The 18,584-nt window shown below is 36.7% G+C and carries 20 protein-coding genes; 16 read left to right on the forward strand and 4 right to left on the reverse strand.

All coding sequences use genetic code 11. The annotated features are described in order from the left end of the window. Window positions 1–149 precede the first annotated feature (149 nt). The 5 genes from N9R04_RS04445 (at window position 150) to N9R04_RS04465 (ending at window position 5,179) form a co-directional block, all read left to right on the forward strand. Window positions 150–998, forward strand: a complete 849-nt coding sequence (locus N9R04_RS04445) for a DUF72 domain-containing protein (RefSeq protein WP_262855470.1) — start codon at window positions 150–152, stop codon at window positions 996–998. A gap of 11 nt (window positions 999–1,009) precedes the next feature. Further along, on the forward strand, window positions 1,010–1,834 hold the full coding sequence (locus N9R04_RS04450) for a sulfite exporter TauE/SafE family protein (RefSeq protein ID WP_262855344.1): 825 nt from the start codon (window positions 1,010–1,012) through the stop codon (window positions 1,832–1,834). Between the two features lie 18 nt (window positions 1,835–1,852). Further along, window positions 1,853–3,181, forward strand: a complete 1,329-nt coding sequence (locus N9R04_RS04455; RefSeq protein ID WP_262855345.1) for a bifunctional metallophosphatase/5'-nucleotidase — start codon at window positions 1,853–1,855, stop codon at window positions 3,179–3,181. 129 nt (window positions 3,182–3,310) lie between these two features. Continuing rightward, a complete protein-coding gene (gene lipA / locus N9R04_RS04460) occupies window positions 3,311–4,228 on the forward strand; it encodes a lipoyl synthase (protein ID WP_262855346.1) in 918 nt (305 codons plus the stop codon). Between the two features lie 573 nt (window positions 4,229–4,801). Continuing rightward, on the forward strand, window positions 4,802–5,179 hold the full coding sequence (locus tag N9R04_RS04465) for a YutD family protein (protein ID WP_262855471.1): 378 nt from the start codon (window positions 4,802–4,804) through the stop codon (window positions 5,177–5,179). 102 nt (window positions 5,180–5,281) lie between these two features. Here the strand turns inward: N9R04_RS04465 and N9R04_RS04470 are convergent, their stop codons facing one another. Beyond that, window positions 5,282–5,548 (reverse strand): DUF3055 domain-containing protein, encoded by a 267-nt coding sequence (locus tag N9R04_RS04470; RefSeq protein ID WP_262855347.1) that lies wholly within the window; start codon window positions 5,546–5,548, stop codon window positions 5,282–5,284. A 257-nt stretch (window positions 5,549–5,805) separates the two neighbouring features. Between N9R04_RS04470 and hepT the strand changes: the two genes are divergently transcribed. Genes hepT through N9R04_RS04485 form a run of 3 tightly spaced genes read left to right on the forward strand, consistent with a single transcriptional unit; the run spans window position 5,806 to window position 7,994 of the window. Further along, window positions 5,806–6,228 (forward strand): type VII toxin-antitoxin system HepT family RNase toxin, encoded by a 423-nt coding sequence (hepT, locus tag N9R04_RS04475; RefSeq protein ID WP_262855348.1) that lies wholly within the window; start codon window positions 5,806–5,808, stop codon window positions 6,226–6,228. Between the two features lie 16 nt (window positions 6,229–6,244). Beyond that, complete coding sequence (gene nucF, locus N9R04_RS04480) at window positions 6,245–7,027, forward strand: 5' nucleotidase NucF (RefSeq protein ID WP_262855349.1); 783 nt, start codon at window positions 6,245–6,247, stop codon at window positions 7,025–7,027. 4 nt (window positions 7,028–7,031) lie between these two features. Further along, window positions 7,032–7,994, forward strand: coding sequence for a 2-hydroxyacid dehydrogenase (locus N9R04_RS04485; RefSeq protein WP_262855350.1), 963 nt, complete (start codon window positions 7,032–7,034; stop codon window positions 7,992–7,994). Between the two features lie 783 nt (window positions 7,995–8,777). Here the strand turns inward: N9R04_RS04485 and N9R04_RS04490 are convergent. Beyond that, complete coding sequence (locus N9R04_RS04490; RefSeq protein ID WP_262855351.1) at window positions 8,778–8,930, reverse strand: hypothetical protein; 153 nt, start codon at window positions 8,928–8,930, stop codon at window positions 8,778–8,780. Window positions 8,931–9,123: 193 nt separating this feature from the next. On the opposite strand from N9R04_RS04490, the gene N9R04_RS04495 reads away from it, so the two are divergent. Beyond that, complete coding sequence (locus tag N9R04_RS04495) at window positions 9,124–9,339, forward strand: hypothetical protein (protein WP_262855352.1); 216 nt, start codon at window positions 9,124–9,126, stop codon at window positions 9,337–9,339. A 487-nt stretch (window positions 9,340–9,826) separates the two neighbouring features. Here N9R04_RS04495 and N9R04_RS04500 read toward each other — a convergent pair whose 3' ends face one another. After that, entirely contained in the window at window positions 9,827–10,069 is a 243-nt protein-coding gene (locus tag N9R04_RS04500) for a NifU family protein (protein WP_002472275.1), read from the reverse strand. Window positions 10,070–10,173: 104 nt separating this feature from the next. Here N9R04_RS04500 and N9R04_RS04505 point away from each other — a divergent pair, with 104 nt between their 5' ends. Next, window positions 10,174–10,506 carry a YuzD family protein gene (locus N9R04_RS04505; RefSeq protein ID WP_262855353.1) on the forward strand — a complete coding sequence of 111 codons (333 nt, stop codon included), beginning with the start codon at window positions 10,174–10,176 and terminating at the stop codon, window positions 10,504–10,506. Window positions 10,507–10,729: 223 nt separating this feature from the next. On the opposite strand, the gene N9R04_RS04510 is transcribed toward N9R04_RS04505, so the two are convergent. After that, window positions 10,730–11,794 carry an NAD(P)/FAD-dependent oxidoreductase gene (locus N9R04_RS04510; RefSeq protein ID WP_262855354.1) on the reverse strand — a complete coding sequence of 355 codons (1,065 nt, stop codon included), beginning with the start codon at window positions 11,792–11,794 and terminating at the stop codon, window positions 10,730–10,732. Between the two features lie 556 nt (window positions 11,795–12,350). On the opposite strand from N9R04_RS04510, the gene N9R04_RS04515 reads away from it, so the two are divergent. The 6 genes from N9R04_RS04515 to N9R04_RS04540 all read left to right on the forward strand — a co-directional run bounded on the left by N9R04_RS04515 (window position 12,351) and on the right by N9R04_RS04540 (window position 18,515). Then, window positions 12,351–12,599, forward strand: a complete 249-nt coding sequence (locus tag N9R04_RS04515; RefSeq protein ID WP_262855355.1) for a YuzB family protein — start codon at window positions 12,351–12,353, stop codon at window positions 12,597–12,599. A 334-nt stretch (window positions 12,600–12,933) separates the two neighbouring features. Continuing rightward, window positions 12,934–13,293, forward strand: coding sequence for a HesB/IscA family protein (locus N9R04_RS04520; protein WP_262855356.1), 360 nt, complete (start codon window positions 12,934–12,936; stop codon window positions 13,291–13,293). Window positions 13,294–13,682: 389 nt separating this feature from the next. Continuing rightward, window positions 13,683–14,891 carry an NAD(P)/FAD-dependent oxidoreductase gene (locus N9R04_RS04525; protein WP_262855357.1) on the forward strand — a complete coding sequence of 403 codons (1,209 nt, stop codon included), beginning with the start codon at window positions 13,683–13,685 and terminating at the stop codon, window positions 14,889–14,891. Between the two features lie 205 nt (window positions 14,892–15,096). Next, a complete protein-coding gene (locus N9R04_RS04530; RefSeq protein WP_262855358.1) occupies window positions 15,097–16,572 on the forward strand; it encodes a M17 family metallopeptidase in 1,476 nt (491 codons plus the stop codon). Between the two features lie 215 nt (window positions 16,573–16,787). Further along, window positions 16,788–18,104 (forward strand): Na+/H+ antiporter family protein, encoded by a 1,317-nt coding sequence (locus N9R04_RS04535; protein WP_262855359.1) that lies wholly within the window; start codon window positions 16,788–16,790, stop codon window positions 18,102–18,104. A gap of 30 nt (window positions 18,105–18,134) precedes the next feature. Further along, window positions 18,135–18,515, forward strand: a complete 381-nt coding sequence (locus N9R04_RS04540; RefSeq protein ID WP_262855360.1) for a PaaI family thioesterase — start codon at window positions 18,135–18,137, stop codon at window positions 18,513–18,515. Window positions 18,516–18,584: the final 69 nt, after the last annotated feature.

Genomic DNA, 18,584 nt, shown 5'->3' on the forward strand with positions numbered 1-18,584 from the left:
TCTGCTTAAACACTAAAGGACTTTACCCCGTCCTCGAAAAAATATGAAGCTCAGTTGCAGAATTTAATTTACAAAACTTTAAAGATGATCAAGGTTGGTATAAATGAACCAGCTAAAGGTCATATGGTATGATAAGTATGGTGATAATGATGATAGAAATCGGACTTACAGGTTGGGGAGACCACCATTCATTATATGAAGATGTACAACGTTCTACTGATAAATTGAAGACATATGCTAGCCATTTTCCAGTAGTAGAACTTGACGCTACATACTATGCAGTGCAACCTGAACGTAATATTCAAAAGTGGATCAAAGAGACACCTCAAAGATTTAAGTTTGTGGTTAAAAGTCATCAAGCGTTAACGTTGCATGCAGATTATCAAGAATTTGCGACCACACGTCAGGAACTGTTTGATGAGTTTAAGACAATGTTATCTCCTTTAATTCAAGCAGATAAATTAGCGATGGTGCTCGTTCAGTTTCCTCCATGGTTCGAATGTTCAGTGCAAAACATAAATTACGTTCGCTATGTGCGTGAACAGCTCAAAGGCCTGCCCATGTGTGTTGAGTTTAGACACCAATCTTGGTTTAGCTCAGACTTCAAAGAAGATACGCTCAACTTTCTAACTCACAACTCAATTATTCATTCGGTTTGTGACGAGCCACAAGTAGGTCAAGGCTGTATTCCTCTAGTTAACCGCGTCACTCAAGATATAGCGTTAGTTCGCTATCATGGAAGAAATGTTCATGGTTGGACAAAGCAAGATATGACTGACCGATCATGGCGGGAGGTCCGCTATTTATATAACTACAGTACTGAGGAATTGAAAGGACTAGCCCAAAAGGTTAAGATTTTAGAACAGAAAACGAAAAAAGTTTATGTAGTATTCAATAATAATTCAGGCGGACATGCTGCTCAGAACGCCCAACAGTTTCAAGAAATACTAGGTATAGAATATGAAGGTTTAGCACCGCAGCAATTATCATTATTCTGAGGAGCGATTTAATGTTAACGATTATTTGTCTCATATTGATTGGCGCTTTGTCGGCTATTCTTGGCTCTTTAGTAGGTATTGGTGGCGGAATCATCATCGTGCCTACTTTAATCTATTTAGGCGTGGATCACCACTTACTTAAAGGTATCACGCCTCAAATTGCAATAGGAACATCTTCAATCATCTTAATTGTAACTGGGCTTTCATCAACTATCGGCTACATGAAAGCGAAACAAGTTGATTTTAAGAACGGTTCAGTCTTTCTCTTTGGTTTAGTGCCCGGCTCTTTAATCGGCGCCATTTTAAGTCGATATCTAACCCTTCACTCATTCAACTTGTACTTTGGGATATTTCTAATATTTGTAGCTATATTGCTAATTATTCGTAATAAGATTAAGCCTATAAAGATTTTTAGTAAGGAAAAATATCGGCGTGAATATACTGATAACGACGGCCATACTTATCACTATTACGTAGCTCCATTATTTGCCTTTGTTGTAACTTTATTAATCGGTATACTCACGGGATTGTTTGGCATTGGCGGTGGTGCATTGATGACGCCACTGATGTTACTCGTATTCAGATTCCCACCACATGTTGCAGTTGGGACCAGTATGCTCATGATATTCTTTTCAAGTTTGACGAGTTCTATAGGCCATGTAGCACAAGGCCATGTAGCTTGGAGCTATTCAATTGTGCTCATTATTTCAAGTTATTTAGGAGCGCGACTAGGTGTGAAAATCAATCGGGCGGTTAAATCAGATACGGTCGTCTTGCTGTTAAGAACTGTATTACTCATCATGGGTGCTTATTTAATAATCAAATCTTTCTTATAAAAAGGAGAGAATAATTTAATGAAATTGACTTTATATCATACGAATGATATTCACAGTCATCTACATGAGTACGCGCGCATAAGTGCTTATATGGCTGAACATCGACCTAAGCTAAACCACGCGTCACTTTACTTAGATCTCGGAGATCATGTCGATCTATCATTGCCTTTGACAGAAGCAACAGAAGGTTTAAAGAATGTTGAATTATTGAATAAAGCGCGTTGTGATCTCGCTACGATTGGTAATAATGAAGGGATGACCATTTCTCATGAGGCACTTAACCGGTTATATGATAACGCTCAATTTCCGGTAACTTGTGCAAATGTGTACGACGAAAGGGGACATCTTCCGAGAAATTTAACGTCGTCTTACTTCCTTGAAATTGAAGGGGTACGATTCTTATTTGTAGCTGCAACAGCGCCATTCACTCCTTTTTATAGAGCGCTAGATTGGGTGGTTACTGACCCATTAGAGGCAATTAAGGATGAAATATTATCACATCAAGGTCAATATGATGTATTGATTGTTATGAGTCACGTAGGTATTTTCTTTGATGAAAAATTGTGTCAAGAATTACCTGAAATAGATCTCATATTGGGCAGTCACACGCATCATTATTTTGAAGAAGGAGAAGAGCAGAACGGGGTGTTGATGGCTGCTGCGGGTAAGTATGGTCATTACTTAGGCGAAGTGACGTTAGAGATTAATGACAAACGAGTGGTGCGTAAATGTGCTACTTTACATCCGGTAGATGATTTACCAGAGGTGGAGACTCATTTTATTGATGAAGGTAAAGCATTGATGAATACTTCGGTTATCAAACATCCAATACATTTGCCGCGGACGACAGATCGTATTTCAAAGTCGGCCTACATTCTTGCTGAAAGTGTAATGGAATTCACTCATACACAAGGTAGTATTATAAACGCTGGTCTTATAGTGAAAGATCTGAGCGCCAACGAAGTCACTGAATACGATGTACATCAAATGTTACCCCATCCTATTAATGCTGTGCGTATACGACTTAAGGGTAGCGTCTTAAAGTCTGTAATATTAAAAAGTCAAAAACAAGAATATCTACATGAGCATGCTCAGGGTCTTGGTTTTCGCGGCGATATCTTTGGTGGCTACGTGCTATATAATATAGGTTATATTGAATCAGAAGAACGCTTCTTTATTGATGGAGAAGAAATCGATGACGATGAGACATACTCACTTGGTACGATAGATATGTATACCTTTGGGCGTTACTTTCCAATGTTGAAAGGTGAAGCTATTGAATATATCATGCCGGAATTTTTACGTGATATTTTTAAAGAGAAATTAATGAGAGATACAGACATTTAATTTAGTTATTAAAGATAAAAATATCTTAATAGTTAATGAATCTATTGTTGATAGGCGCTAATGCGTTTTCATTTATGTTTATATTCGTTATAATAGTTAGGAGAACTATACAGGAGGGTGTAGGTTGATATGGCTACTAAAAATGAGGAAATCTTACGTAAGCCGGATTGGTTGAAGATTAAGCTGAATACAAATGAGAATTATACTGGTTTGAAAAAAATGATGCGTGAAAAGAATCTTCACACGGTGTGTGAGGAAGCGAAATGTCCTAATATTCATGAATGTTGGGGAGCACGTCGTACTGCTACATTCATGATTTTAGGTGCAGTTTGTACACGTGCTTGTCGTTTCTGTGCAGTGAAGACAGGATTGCCTAATGAGCTTGACCTTGGTGAACCAGAACGTGTAGCTGAATCAGTGGAACTTATGAACTTAAAGCACGTAGTAATCACAGCGGTTGCGCGCGATGACTTACGTGACCAAGGTTCAAATGTATACGCTGAAACAGTACGTAAAGTTAGGGAACGCAATCCATATACGACTATTGAAATCTTACCGTCAGATATGGGCGGTGATTATGAAGCGCTTGAAACGTTAATGGCGTCTAAGCCCGACATCTTGAACCACAATATTGAAACGGTGAGACGTTTAACGCCAAGAGTACGTGCTCGTGCTACTTATGACCGTACACTTGAATTCTTAAGACGTTCAAAAGAACTACAACCAGACATTCCTACCAAATCTAGTTTCATGCTTGGCTTGGGTGAAACGTATGAAGAAATCTACGAAACGATGGATGACTTACGTGCTAATGACGTCGACATTCTAACTATTGGTCAATATTTACAACCATCACGTAAACACTTAAAAGTTGAAAAGTACTATACACCTTTAGAGTTTGGTAAGTTAAGAAAAGTAGCCTTAGAAAAAGGATTTAAACACTGCCAAGCTGGTCCGTTAGTACGTAGTTCTTATCACGCAGACGAACAAGTTAACGAAGCGGCTAAAGAAAGACAACGTATTGGTGAAGAGCAACTTAATAAATAAGCGGGAGCGGGACAGAAATCTAACTTGGATATAGGTAGTTATACCCCATCACGTATCATTTTGAATTCAAACCATTTATATAGATAGTAGTAAAGTTATATATCAGTAACTTGAAAAGCTTCGAGGTTTTCGTATAAGTTGACGAGAAATCTCGAAGTTTTTTGTTTGGATTTTACAAACGTGTTGCTCATATGCTTAAATTTAAAGCTCTCAGGTGACAACCTACGTTTCACTTTACTCCATTCCGTCCACGAACCCATGTTTGCTGAACTCTAAAGTAACCTTTAACAGTCAAACGAGTTCGATAACAAGTGCTTAGTTTGTAGATTTTTTTATTTTTCTGGTTTGAAAATGTATGGTTAATGCGCGCAGTTAAATCCTCTCAACCTAAATTCTCATTTATCATATTTTACGAAAGGACCATGTGTGATTAGAGGTTCATGTCCCACCTCGCTATTGATGGAGGATTTAAAATTATCTTCTTTAATATTAAAGCGTTCTTGTCTTCGTCTCTGTTATTGTTATAATAAGCGTTAAGAACACATGTATACACTAAAGGATAGGTTAGACATTATGATTAAACTGGATGATAAGCACTTCGAACTGATTGAAGAGTATCGTGATGCATTTGATGAAGAACAATTTGGTCAACGTTATTCTGAAATTCTTGATAAGTATGATTTCATTGTAGGTGACATTGGATACGAGCAATTAAGACTCAAAGGGTTCTACAAAGATATGAATAAAAAAGTAGATATGAGTAAACGATTTTCGACTATTCAAGACTATCTCTTAGAATACTGTAACTTTGGTTGTCCTTACTTTATTCTTAGACGTCTTTCTGATAAAGAACTAAATGATAGAAGTTTAATTGACGACGATTCATATGAGTTTGATCTAGTCGAAGATAAATTAAAAGACGTTAAGATAAAGCCATCGATTCAAGATTAAGTGCGATAGATGCGTCAAAAATTTATAAAATAAGAGCGGTTGCTAAATTCATTAAGGTGTCATGCCGAATTTAGCAACCGCTCTTATTATAGGGGAGCGAAGTTATTGAATAACTTGTTGAAGATATTCAGTGATTTCTTCTCCTTCAGCTTCACTTACGCCTAGGGCATATGCAATGTATCCTTCTTCCTCTAAATCATCAGTACCAACCAACCCATATCTATTATTCTGCATATTGAGAACTATAGTTTTACCATAATGACGGTCGGTTTGAATCATCATTAGGTCATACCGACTTTCCTCACCTACGAAGCCAACAAATTGGACTTGAGCTGATTCATCATCGTCGTATAAATACATTTCAATCATACACTTATCTCATCCTTTAATTCGTACTTATTTTTTTAAATTGTAGTTAACAATCATCGTTAAGTTATATTTTAACACTGAACCGAACAGAGTTCATTATGAGATAAGAAAGTGTCGAAAGGTTAAAAAAGATATGCCAATACGTGAAGGGCATTGTTTAACGTTGCACATGAAGACCTCTTTGAAATTATGATAAAATACAATAGAGTAATGCTAATTACTGTTTGTTTCAAATAGATCGTTTTAGAGGTGGAAAAATGTATTTCGTTAATAAACAACAATTACAAGAAAAATTAAATTATTTACAACAACTTACTGACGATTATGATGAAAACAAAACGAATCGATACGCATTTGAACGTATAGCGCAAATGCTGATCGAATCATCAGTAGATATAGGGAATATGATTATCGATGGATTTATTTTAAGAGATCCTGGTAACTACCAAGATGTGATAGATATTCTAGAACTTGAAGGTGTCATTTCTAAGGAGACTCAACAAACCGTGAATGAAACGGTAAGAGAACGTAAACAATTTGTGCATCAATACGATGAATTAGATACAGAGGCGCTTATCCCTTTATTCGATAAAGCTGTACCAGTTTATCAAGATTTCGTGCAAGAAGTACTTAATTTCTTAAAAAATGAAAATGTACCTATTACAGCCTTTGGTAAGTGAGAAAGGAGGAATCTAGATGAAAGCCTATAAAGGGTACCTGATTGATTTAGATGGTACTATGTACCAAGGTGAACAAGAAATAGATGGTGCGCCTCAATTCATAGAATATCTTAAATCTCAACATATACCCCACTTATTTGTAACTAATAATTCTACTAAAGAGCCTGAAGAAGTAGTGAAGAAACTTCATAAGATGGGAGTTAGTGCAACGGGCGAGGAAGTGATCACCTCAGCGTTAGCAACTGCTGAATTTATTTCGGATCAGCACCCTGGAGCTACCGTTTTTATGATTGGCGGGAGTGGGCTCTTTCAAGCATTAACGGAAAAAGGTTTAAGTATCAAAGATAATGAAAACGTCGATTATGTTGTTATTGGCTTAGATGAGGCGGTTACATATGAGAAGTTAGCTATAGCTACTTTAGCTGTTCGTAAAGGCGCAAAGTTTATTTCAACGAATAAAGATGTAGCTATTCCTAAAGAGCGTGGCTTTATGCCTGGGAACGGGGCAATCACAAGCGTTGTAAGTGTTTCTACAGGTGTTGACCCTGTATTCGTAGGGAAACCAGAACCTATTATTATGCATAAAGCTATGGAAACTATAGGTCTAGATAAACACGATGTGGCTATGATCGGAGATTTATACGATACTGATATTATGTCAGGCATCAATATAGGTATAGATACGATTCATGTGCAAACAGGAGTCACGACTATAGAAGAACTTGAACAAAAAGAAATACAACCAACTTATACCTTTCAAGATTTGAATCAATTAATTACTGAACTACAACAGGGGTGATTGTATGAAGAAAATAGTAGTAACCCGTAAAATACCTGCTGAATTTCTTGATCAATTAGAAAATTTAGGGGAAGTTGAGGTGTGGAATTCTGAATATGAACCAATGCCTAGAGAACGGTTTTTGACAGAAATTAAAGACGCCACTGCATGTTTGATTACTTTAAGTGAACGCATAGATCAAGAGGTATTTGAAGCAGCTCCTCATTTAAAGGTAATAGCAAATATGGCCGTAGGTTATGATAATATAGATCTTCAACTTGCGTCACGTCACGATGTTATTGTTACCAATACACCAAGTGTGTTAACTGAGGCGACTGCTGAACTTGGTGTTACATTAACGCTCAGTGTAGCACGTAAGGTAATTGAGGCTCAAGATTATGTAAAGCAAGGTAAGTGGCAGAGCTGGGGCCCTTATCTTTTTGCTGGAAAAGACTTACATGGTGCTACAGTAGGTATCTTTGGTATGGGAGATATTGGTAAAGCTTACGCACGTAGGCTGACAGGATTTAACACGACAATACTCTATCACAATCGTTCTCGTCATTTACAAGCTGAACAAGAACTTGGTGCTCGATATGTGGACTTTGAAACTTTACTTAAAGAATCAGACTTTGTCGTATGTACAGCTCCTCTCACATCGGAAACTGAGAATAAATTTGATCGAGCAGCATTCAATCAAATGAAGAATGATGCCATTTTTATCAATATAGGACGCGGTCCGATTGTAGATGAAGAGGCGTTAGTAGAAGCATTGAAACACAATGAAATAGCTGCATGTGGTCTAGACGTCTTGCGAGAAGAACCTATACGTATGGATCACCCACTATTGGATATGGAGCAAGCAGTAATTTTGCCTCACATCGGTAGTGCTACTAAAGAAACTAGAGATAACATGATTCAGCTCTGTGTAGATAATATAGAAGGGGTGCTTCAAAGGGGCGAAGCGAAAACGCAAGTTAATGACTAAAGCTTGAGAGGAGAAGCTATTTGAGATTACCTCGAAGAAATACTAATCTTTAAGATTTATAGGTTTAGCAGAATGATTGGTCAAAGGAAGAAATTAAGCTGCATAAGTTAAAAAGAGAAATAATATATTGTAAAAATAATAAAAAACTCAATTTAGCTAATCAAGGTGCTACGAGTTATAATTAAATCACTTTTTATTTTGAGGCCGTACCAAAATTGGTGCGGTGCTCTTTTTTTGCAAAAAATTGATATAATTAAAAAGGGTTGCGGTCATGATGATTCAAATATAATATATATAGAAAGTTAAAGGGAGGTAAAGGAATGCTAGAAGCTTTCGAAAGAAATAGTAAATATCGTTTTGACAGTAGCTTCCACAATAGTTGTCATCAAAGTACTGAAAGACGAGAAGAGAAATTATTGAGGTTGAGCTATAGAGTTTATGTACACTAGGAAACCGATGAACGAAGTCCCTAAAGTAGGATTGGTGACTGATACGCTCACGGTTCGGGAGCGGGACAGAAAGCTAATTTGAATAAAAAGATTTCGTAGTCCCGTCCCGGCAAGGATGACTAGAATTGAAAAAGCTTGATACAAGCGCGTTTTCAAATCAGTCATCTACTGCCAAGATGTTGAAAGAGGGAGCGGGACAGAAAGCTAATTTGAATAAAAAGATTTCGTAGTCCCGTCCCGGCAAGGATGACTAGAATTGAAAAAAGCTTGATACAAGCGCGTTTTCAAATCAGTCATCTACTGCCGAGATGCTGAAAGAGGTTGAGACATTACATTATGTCCCAGTTTCTTTGTGTTGGGGCCCACCCCAACTTGCATAGCTTGTGGAAACTGGTTTACCAGTTTCTCTTTGTCGGGGCCCACCCCAACTCGCAGTGCTTGTAGAAACTGGTTTACCAGTTTCTCTTTGTTGGGGCCCCCTGCTCAAATCCTAAATGCTTTTACCTCGACCTTTAATTTACTACTTAAGTTCTAGCATTGATTAAAAATGAAAATAATTGCTTTAATTTTAATAATATTACTATGGATTAACTTGTTTGTTGGAAACTCATTTACAAGTGCAGCATTAAATTTAGCAACTACGTTAGTTATTATTAGATTGTATGGAAAAGGGGATTAATATGGATTTTGAAAGTATGAAACAAGATGTAAGAAGATTGTTTAAATTACAAAATGGAAGTCAGATAGCAAAAGCAACAGGCTTACCATATCAGACTGTTCAGGACTTGAGAAATGAAAATACTAGTATAGATAACGCTAGATTGAAAACAATAGAAAAGCTATACAACTATCAAAAGAGTCTTGAGAAAAACACAACTCCACCGGAAAATAAATAGAATATTTCTATTGATACTATTTAATTGTCAAAACGTAACTCTTAATAGTTCTATCTTACCGAGATCGTGTGTTGATGACGTTTCATATATAAACTATAACAGAACATAAATTTAATCTAATGTGAAGGATAGTATTAGGAAACGACATTTATAGATAGACCGGGGTGAATAAGGTTAATTAACACAGATCTAGATAATGAGGCAGCCATTCTAATTATTGATAAAATAAATTGTGGAGTCTGGAGGGGAGCGGGATAGAAATCAAATTTGACTAAAAAGATTTCTGTCCCGCTCCCATTACAATTATCATCGAGATCTTAAAGATAGGTTTGAACGTCTGTAATGCACGTCGCTTTTAAATATGAGCAAACTAACTAGCCCGTTGCAATGCTTCTGCCGAGCATCTCAACGGGCTAGTCATTTGGACTGTATTCAAATAGGATTAGTTCTAAATTAAACGATGTTACAGTTCTAAAAATCTAATATATTAAAATACTTGTTCTACTTCCACAACGCCAGGTACTTCTTCGTGAAGTGCGCGTTCAATTCCCGCTTTGAGCGTAATTGTTGAACTTGGGCATGTACCGCAAGCACCGTGTAATTGAAGCTTAACGATGCCATCTTCCACGTCTACAAGGGAGCAGTCCCCACCATCACGTAATAAGAACGGACGTAACTTCTCAATTACTTCTGCGACTTGATCAAACATCGTTGCATTTTCTGTAGGCATGCAAGATGCCTCCTTTCAAGTATATTATTTCATATTCTTGTTATTACTTTATTATAATAGATATGAACGAAAAAATCTATCTTGTGAAACAGAGGGGGACCTTTATGAATAAGGTTAGTGTTGTAGTATACGGGGCAGAAACGATATGCGCGAGTTGTGTAAATGCTCCTACATCTCAAAATATATATGAATGGTTACAGCCGTTGTTAAAACGTAAATATCCTAGTATACATTTTGAATTTACTTATATTGATATTGAGCAAGATACGGAGAACTTATCAGACCACGATCAACAATTTATCGAGCGTCTACAGGATGAAGAATTATTCTACCCTTTAGTAACGATGAATGATGAATATGTGGCTGATGGCTATATTCAATTAAAGGATATAAAGCGATTTATGAAAGATAGATTTCCTGAAGTTGAAGATGATTAAACGACTTACTTTCATTTTAAAAGGGGAGTAATTGATGAAAGGTATATAATATAGTGCTAAAGGGGTGTGAGACATTAATTAGATGTTGAATAAGCGTCACAATTTTTTAACGAAATAATAGGAGTGAGACCTCGCGACTCATTCGGTATGTCTCACTCCTATCTCAATACTTCAACTAACGTTATTTAGTGCAAATGAACTTTAAATACTTCAAGAGTATAGCTTAGCCATTATGATATTTATAAAGCCAAAGGACTCCTGATTTCAATATAGATGCTAGTCGGCCGGTAACTGTGCGATCCATGATGTAAGCAAACCCTTGTTTTTCACCTAAAGAACCTAGGAAACCTTGAATTTTGATTTCAGGCATCTTCTCCGGTAGAGGTTTGTTCTGCCAATTTAACTTCATTACATCTGCAATTTGATCACCTTGAGCTTCAGCAAGTTGGGCGCTTGGAGCATGAGGTAATTCGGCACAATCGCCTACAACATAAACATTTTGATATGTTGGTATTTGATGATATTGATTTAAGATGACTCTACCACTTTTACTAATATCTACTGGTAAATGTCTCACAATCTCTACAGGCTGGATCCCGGCGGTCCATACGACGAGATCTAGATCTTCAGGCACATCATTATTAAATATTCGTCCTTCTTCGACCTTATTAATATTTGAATTTGGTACTACGGTTACATTATTTTTCTTAAACCATTTCTCTATATAGCGACTTAATTTTTCTGGGAAACGAGGTAGGATACGTTCGCCGCGATCGTATAGGTTGATATCCAAGTCCTTTCGACTCTCGCGTAATTCGCTTGCTAGTTCTATACCACTTAATCCTGCGCCGACAATCCCCACTCTCGCTCCGTTCGGTAATTCACTGATGTGATGGAAAGTCTTTCTTGATTTAGACAATGTTTGAATACTGAAAGTGTGCGCTTCAGCCCCTGGTACATTATGATATTTATCTTCGCAACCTAGCCCTATGACAAGCTCATCATAATCCACTTTAGTATTACCTACAGAAACAATTTGGTCCTCTAAATCGATCTCTGTAATTTCTCCATAAACAGTATTAATGCGATGTGAATCTGGAAAGTTCATACGTACATCTTTATCTGATTTCGTCCCTGCAGCAAGCTCGTAGAATTCTGGTTTGAGACTATGATATGGCATACGATCAATTAATGTTAATGAATAGTCTTCTGGTAAAGCAGATGGAAGTATATGCGACATAATGCGCATGTTGCCATAGCCGCCACCAAGCAGTACAAGATTTTTCATGTTCAATACCCCTTTAATAATAAATGATATGCATCACTAATTTCGTCATTCAGAGGAGCTTAGATAACTATTTAAAAAACGTGTGAAATATGTAAGATAGATTTCTTTAAATTATTTGTCTCAACCTCTTGAAGTTATGTTTTCTCTCTTCTCTGAATTGTGCCCCACACTATAGTGATGCCTATGCTATACTGAACGCTTATATTGAATGTTTACTCGCTTTGACTAGGAATTATAGAATAATGTTATATATGTTAGCCTTAAAATAAATGAAGTACATTTATCTAAACCTCTTCATCCTAGCGCGCTAATTATCATCACGCTCAGTAAGAAATATAAACGTTCCAATATAAGCTATAAAATCTTTCATTATATATTATAAGCTTTTTAAACAACTACGACAAATGAATTTAGACTTATAACCAAAATTTATCATCGTTTATTTAGCTATGTGACTAAGACGAGTAAAATCTCGTATTCTTATAAACATAACGTAGGCATCTGTGAACCTCTTTTGTTATAATATAATAACTGATTATTTGTTAGAAGGTGAAATATGTTTCCACTTGTAGAATTCTGTGTTTCAAATATGGCTAAAGGCGGAGACTATGTTTTTAATAAATTAGAAGAAGATCCTAATGTAGATGTACTGGAGTACGGTTGTCTGCAAAATTGTGGTATATGTTCGAATAGCTTATACGCACTTGTGGACGGTGAAGTTGTAGAAGGTGATACTCCAGACAATCTATTGAGTAATATATACGCTCATATTGAGAAACAACAAGAAGCCTGGATGATGTTTTAATAGATGAGGTCGGGACGAAAGCGTTAAGGATTTGAGTAGAACCGGGACAAAAGATAATTCCTGTAAAATAGAGAGGCTGAACAGAGACAAGATTTAACGAGGAACTCGAAAGAGAGAAGCAGCGATTTTACTCAGCGTAAATGAGCAATGAAAGAGTTCGAGAGACGAAGATAAAGATAATTCCTGTAAGATAGAGAGGCTGAACAGGGACAAGATTTAACGAGGAACTCGAAAGAGAGAAGTAGCGATTTTACTCAGCGTAAATGAGCAATGAAAGAGTTCGAGAGACGAAGTTAAAGATAATTCCTGTTCAGCCGTAAAGGAGGAAAAGAAGATGGAAGTAGTAACATTAACAAAAGCAGCAGCTTACGAAGTTAAAGATATGCTTGAACAAAACGACATGCCTGAAGGGTATTTAAAAATCAAAGTTGATGGCGGTGGTTGTACTGGTTTAACCTACGGAATGTCTGCAGAAGAAGAACCTGGTGAAAATGATGAAGTCCTTGAATTTTATGGCTTAAAAGTACTCGTCGACAATTACGATAAACCTGTTTTACAAGGAACTACTATTGATTTTAAACAATCTCTGATGGGTGGAGGGTTCCAAATCGATAACCCTAACGCCATCGCTTCATGTGGTTGCGGCAGTTCGTTCAAAACAGCTAAGGTTTCTGGAACGCCGGAAGAATGTTAAATAACTTATAGTGACTAATATAGAACAAGTTTTGAATTTACGTCAGGATGGTTTGATCAGTAAATTATAGCTTTTGAAGACCATTATAAGATGACGTATATTTAAATCTCTCTATATTAGTCATTTTTATATTTCTTATATTATAGCCTATAGTTACTGTATAAGTGCTTGAAATGATACATCAAAAACTATAATATTATATGTGGATGAAAAATGTCTTTTTTATGAATTGTTTATTAAAACTAGGGTAACAAAATAGTGTGTAGATAAATAAACAGTGTTACAGTGGTTTTAACTAACTTACCACTTTGAACACCGATTTGGCGGATGGTCTTCACACTGTTGATTAAAAAGACGTAAAAAATATAACGAAAGCTTAGGTGAATAAAATGGCTCAATCTCGTAAAAAAGTTTTAGTTCTTGGCGCTGGATACGCAGGCTTACAAACTGTGACTAAACTACAAAAACAACTTGATAAAGATGAAGCAGAGATTACATTAATTAATAAAAATGATTACCACTACGAATCAACTTGGCTTCACGAAACTTCAGCTGGTACACGTAGCTATGAAGACGTACTTTATCCAGTACAAAGTGTGATTGATGAAGATAAAGTCAATTTTGTTAAAGCAGAAGTTAAAAAAATTGATCGTAATGCTCGAAAAGTAGAAACAAATGTCGGAGTATTTGACTACGATATTTTAGTAGTAGGACTTGGATTTGAAAGTGAAACATTTGGTATAGAAGGTATGAAAGACTACGCTTTCCAAATTGAGAATGTCCTAACTTCACGCAAGTTATCTCGTCATATTGAAGATAAATTTGCTAATTATGCTTCATCAAAAGAGAAAGATAACAAAGATATTGCCATTCTAGTTGGTGGTGCTGGTTTCACTGGTATCGAATTCTTAGGTGAACTCACTGAACGCATTCCTGAATTATGTAATAAATACGGCGTTGAACAGAGCCGTGTTCGCATTACATGTGTAGAGGCAGCTCCAAAAATGTTACCACAGTTCTCAGACGAGCTCGTTAACCATGCTGTGAGCTACTTAGAAGAAAGAGGTGTTGAGTTCAAGATTGCAACGCCTATCGTAGCTGCTAATGAAAAAGGTTTCGTCGTAGAAGTTGATGGTAAGAAAGAACAACTTGAAGCTAATACAGTTGTATGGGCTGCTGGCGTTCGTGGTAACCACATCATGGACGATGCTTTCGAAGGAGTTAAACGTGGACGCATCGTTAACGAACAAGACTTAACTATTAAGGGTCATGATGAAGTATTCGTAATCGGTGACTGCTCTGCATTTATTCCTGAAGGTGAGGAACGTCCACTTCCAACTACAGCTCAAATTGCAATGCAACAAGGTGAACATGCTGCAGCGAATATCAAGAATATCCTTCGCGGTGAAGCTCTTACACCATTTAACTACGTAGATCGTGGTACTGTTTGCTCATTAGGTTCACAAGATGGCGTAGGTGTTGTTTATGGCCGTGACATTAAAGGTAAAAAAGCTGCATTTATGAAGAAAGTGATCGACACACGTGCCGTATTTAAATTAGGTGGCGTAGGTCTAGCATTCAAAAAAGGTAAATTTTAATAATTATTCTCTACTATTAAGAAGAAATGATAGATATACTTACAGACCATATCAAAGGGTAGCGAACAATGAGAAATATTAAGTCGTGGTGAACGTTATTTATTTCTCATCACCCTTATAAGGGTGGGACTATGAAATAACTTCCGTACACAGTTATTTCAGTTCCACTCTTTTTTTATAATATTAGATAGTTAGGTGGAAACAAATGGAATTAAATATTAAAAATACTACAGATTTAGCTTCAGAGATATTGATTATAGGTTTGCCAGACCACTTAAATCAGTTAGGTGCTGTTGAACTTGAAGGTAATGACATCATCGAGGAGTTAGAATTTTTAAAACACCAACAAATAGTGGGCTCTCAATTAGGAAAAGTATGTTCAACGTTTTATCGCTTCAATAATAAAAATCACCGCTTATTAACTGTAGGGTTAGGTAATTTAAAAAACTTACAGTATAGTGATTACTTCAAAATATTTGGTAAATTATTTCAATATTTAAAGAAAGAACATATTTCAGAAGGATCATTGCTATTTGAATCCTTTTACAATAAAAATATGAGTTATGACAATGTGGCTGAAATACTAGGGTTACAAGCAGAACGTTCAGTTTATGAATTTGATAACTACAAATCTAATAAAGCACAACCTTATAAATTACTGTTACACGTACATACTGGAGATAGTGCTTTAAAGCAGTCTATTAGAAGCGGTCGATATCTCGGTGAGAGTATTAATCTAGCACGTCGCTTTAGTAATATGCCTCCTAATATTCTTACTCCACAATATTACTCAACACAGATTGCAGAATACTTTCACGGTACAGCCATAGACGTAGATATTAAAAGTGGTGAAGCCATCCAACAAGAGGGTTTCGGCCTCATCCATGGAGTTGGCAAGGGTTCAAAGCACTCACCGCGCTTAGTTACTTTATCGTATAACGGTGGGGATAAAGAGAATCCTCCAATTGCATTGGTAGGCAAAGGTATAACCTATGACTCTGGAGGTTACTCAATTAAGTCTAAACTAGGCATGCAGACTATGAAATACGACATGTGTGGTTCTGCTAATGTGCTAGGAATGATTGCAGCAGCGGCTAAGCTCGAGTTGCCAGTGAACATCGTTGGTATATTAGCTATAGCTGAAAACATGATAAGTGACGCTGCTATGAAACCGGATGACATTTTTACTGCATTAAATGGTGAGACGGTCGAAGTCTTAAATAGTGATGCTGAAGGTAGGCTTGTACTTGGGGATGCGGTATTCTATGCTAGCCAATTTCAACCGCAATGCATCTTGGACTTCGCAACGTTAACAGGGGCGGCTGTTGTAGCTCTAGGAGAGGATAAAGCTGCCGTGTTTAAGAATAATGCTGGGACACCATTAAATGATATCTTAAAGCATGTGGCCTTGTACGACGAGCCTACATTTGAATTACCTATTACTCAAACTGAACAAGAGAACATTCGTCAATCTGATGTTGCTGACTTAGTTAATCATACGAATGGTCAAGGTAAAGCTTTATTTGCGGCATCCTTCATTGCTCACTTTGCTGGTGCTACTCCTCATCTTCATTTCGATATCGCGGGGCCTGCAACTTCGTCCAAGGAAAGTTATAATGGGCCGGCAGGGCCGACAGGGTTTCTCATTCCATCCATTGTATCTTGGTTACGAACGCTCTAGTTATTCTTCTTGCAGGAGGGAAACGATGACTTTAATAGTGATCGGTTTCCCTCTCTTTTTTTCTTTCCACTGAATGACGCAATCAATGACAAGTGATAATTAAATTTACAAACTTTTCTTTATTATTTCAAATTAGTGTTGACAAGGGCAACATCCATTGATAGTATAGCAACTATATTACTTTAGTTCGATAATGTAGTAAAGAGGTGTATAGGATGATAAATGCGGTACTTATTGCTGTAGTATTAATGATTATTTTGTGTTTATGTAAGTTAAATGTAGTGATTAGTTTATTCATTAGTGGTTTAGTTGGCGGCCTTGTAGCAGGCATGTCAGTGGAAGAGATTATTACAGTATTTGGTAAGAATATAGTAGATGGGGCAGAAGTCGCCTTGAGTTACGCGTTACTCGGGGGATTTGCAGCACTTATATCTTACAGTGGTATTACTGACTATTTTGTTAATAAGATTATTAAAGCTATCAAAGCTGAGAATAGTAAGCTTTCTCGAGTAAGTGTAAAGATCATGATTGTAGTCGTGTTATTAGTTCTCAGCGTGATGAGCCAAAACTTAATTCCAGTACATATCGCATTTATTCCAATTGTGGTACCACCACTTATTAGTTTATTTAATGAATTAATGATGGATAGACGTCAAATTGCATTAATCATAGGTTTCGGTTTATGTTTCCCATACGTATTGTTACCTTATGGGTTTGGACAGATATTCCACCAAATTATAGCAAAAGGGTTTGACAAAGCGAACCACCCAATCGACATCAACCTCGTTTGGAAAGCTATGATTATACCTTCACTGGGCTATATTGTAGGTTTGATTTTTGGTTTAATTTACTATCGTAAGCCACGTAAATATATACAGAAAAAAGACTTGGCAGAAGTTGAGAATATAGAAATTAAACCTTATACACTGATAGTTACAGTAATAGCTATTCTAGCAACATTTATAGTTCAAACGCTCACTGATTCGATGATCTTCGGGGCATTGGCTGGGGTTCTTATCTTCTTTATTTCTAGAGCTTATAAATGGTCTGAGCTAGATAAGAAATTTATCGATGGAATTCAAATTATGGCTTATATCGGTGTAGTTATATTAAGTGCAAATGGTTTCGCTGGCGTGATGAACAAGACGGGCGAAATATCTTCTCTAGTAAATAGTTTAAGTACATTTGCTGGTGATAATAAATTAATGAGTATTATTCTCATGTATGTCATAGGTTTAGTAGTTACTTTAGGGATTGGTTCTTCGTTTGCCACAATACCTATAATAGCAACTTTATTTATCCCTTTAGGCGAAACGTTAGGCTTAAGTACGATGGCGCTTGTAGCAGTTATAGGTACAGCAAGTGCTTTAGGAGACTCAGGGTCTCCTGCAAGTGATTCGACATTAGGACCAACAGCGGGGCTAAATGTTGATGAGCAACACGATCATATTCGAGACACGTGTATACCCAATTTCATTTTCTACAATGTACCGTTAATTATTTTTGGTACAATAGCTGCAATGATACTCTAGTCTTATAATATTTAAATAGGGGCGGTAGAAATGACGAATATGTTGGAAACATTAAATATGAAAGTAGAAAAAGAATCTCATGGTCATATTATTATGTCGATGCCAGTAACTGATAAAGTAAAGCAACCCTTTGGTTACTTACACGGTGGAGCGAATTTAGCTCTTGGAGAAACAGCTTGTTCAATTGGAGCTGCCCACATCATTGATACAGAACGTTATATCCCATTAGGCTTAGAAATGAATGCAAATCATATCAGTTCTGCAACTGAGGGTACAGTGTACGCTGAGGCAAGAATTGTACATGAAGGTAAGACTACGCAAGTATGGAATATAGATATTAAAGACGATGCAGAACGCTTAATTAGTGTAATGAGAGGGACCATTGCAATAAAAGAACTCAAGAAGCAATAAGGGTTTTCAAGCACGCTAGGGAGAGGGACAGAAATCTAATTTGAATAAAAAGATTTCGTCGTCCCGTCC

Origin of the sequence: Staphylococcus marylandisciuri (assembly GCF_025519785.1) — a bacterium.
GTDB classification, from domain to species: domain Bacteria; phylum Bacillota; class Bacilli; order Staphylococcales; family Staphylococcaceae; genus Staphylococcus; species Staphylococcus marylandisciuri.

Excerpts from the sequence above, each read along its gene's own strand:
- N9R04_RS04540 (WP_262855360.1), top strand. The coding sequence starts at position 18,135 with ATGACGAATATGTTGGAAACATTAAATATGAAAGTAGAAAAAGAATCT.
- N9R04_RS04530 (WP_262855358.1), top strand. The coding sequence starts at position 15,097 with ATGGAATTAAATATTAAAAATACTACAGATTTAGCTTCAGAGATATTG.
- N9R04_RS04445 (WP_262855470.1), top strand. The coding sequence starts at position 150 with ATGATAGAAATCGGACTTACAGGTTGGGGAGACCACCATTCATTATAT.
- hepT (WP_262855348.1), top strand. The coding sequence starts at position 5,806 with ATGTATTTCGTTAATAAACAACAATTACAAGAAAAATTAAATTATTTA.
- N9R04_RS04500 (WP_002472275.1), bottom strand. The coding sequence starts at position 10,069 with ATGCCTACAGAAAATGCAACGATGTTTGATCAAGTCGCAGAAGTAATT.
- N9R04_RS04450 (WP_262855344.1), top strand. The coding sequence starts at position 1,010 with ATGTTAACGATTATTTGTCTCATATTGATTGGCGCTTTGTCGGCTATT.
- N9R04_RS04485 (WP_262855350.1), top strand. The coding sequence starts at position 7,032 with ATGAAGAAAATAGTAGTAACCCGTAAAATACCTGCTGAATTTCTTGAT.
- N9R04_RS04465 (WP_262855471.1), top strand. The coding sequence starts at position 4,802 with ATGATTAAACTGGATGATAAGCACTTCGAACTGATTGAAGAGTATCGT.
- N9R04_RS04455 (WP_262855345.1), top strand. The coding sequence starts at position 1,853 with ATGAAATTGACTTTATATCATACGAATGATATTCACAGTCATCTACAT.
- N9R04_RS04515 (WP_262855355.1), top strand. The coding sequence starts at position 12,351 with ATGTTTCCACTTGTAGAATTCTGTGTTTCAAATATGGCTAAAGGCGGA.
- N9R04_RS04525 (WP_262855357.1), top strand. The coding sequence starts at position 13,683 with ATGGCTCAATCTCGTAAAAAAGTTTTAGTTCTTGGCGCTGGATACGCA.
- nucF (WP_262855349.1), top strand. The coding sequence starts at position 6,245 with ATGAAAGCCTATAAAGGGTACCTGATTGATTTAGATGGTACTATGTAC.
- N9R04_RS04495 (WP_262855352.1), top strand. The coding sequence starts at position 9,124 with ATGGATTTTGAAAGTATGAAACAAGATGTAAGAAGATTGTTTAAATTA.
- N9R04_RS04510 (WP_262855354.1), bottom strand. The coding sequence starts at position 11,794 with ATGAAAAATCTTGTACTGCTTGGTGGCGGCTATGGCAACATGCGCATT.
- N9R04_RS04505 (WP_262855353.1), top strand. The coding sequence starts at position 10,174 with ATGAATAAGGTTAGTGTTGTAGTATACGGGGCAGAAACGATATGCGCG.
- N9R04_RS04470 (WP_262855347.1), bottom strand. The coding sequence starts at position 5,548 with ATGATTGAAATGTATTTATACGACGATGATGAATCAGCTCAAGTCCAA.
- N9R04_RS04535 (WP_262855359.1), top strand. The coding sequence starts at position 16,788 with ATGATAAATGCGGTACTTATTGCTGTAGTATTAATGATTATTTTGTGT.
- lipA (WP_262855346.1), top strand. The coding sequence starts at position 3,311 with ATGGCTACTAAAAATGAGGAAATCTTACGTAAGCCGGATTGGTTGAAG.
- N9R04_RS04520 (WP_262855356.1), top strand. The coding sequence starts at position 12,934 with ATGGAAGTAGTAACATTAACAAAAGCAGCAGCTTACGAAGTTAAAGAT.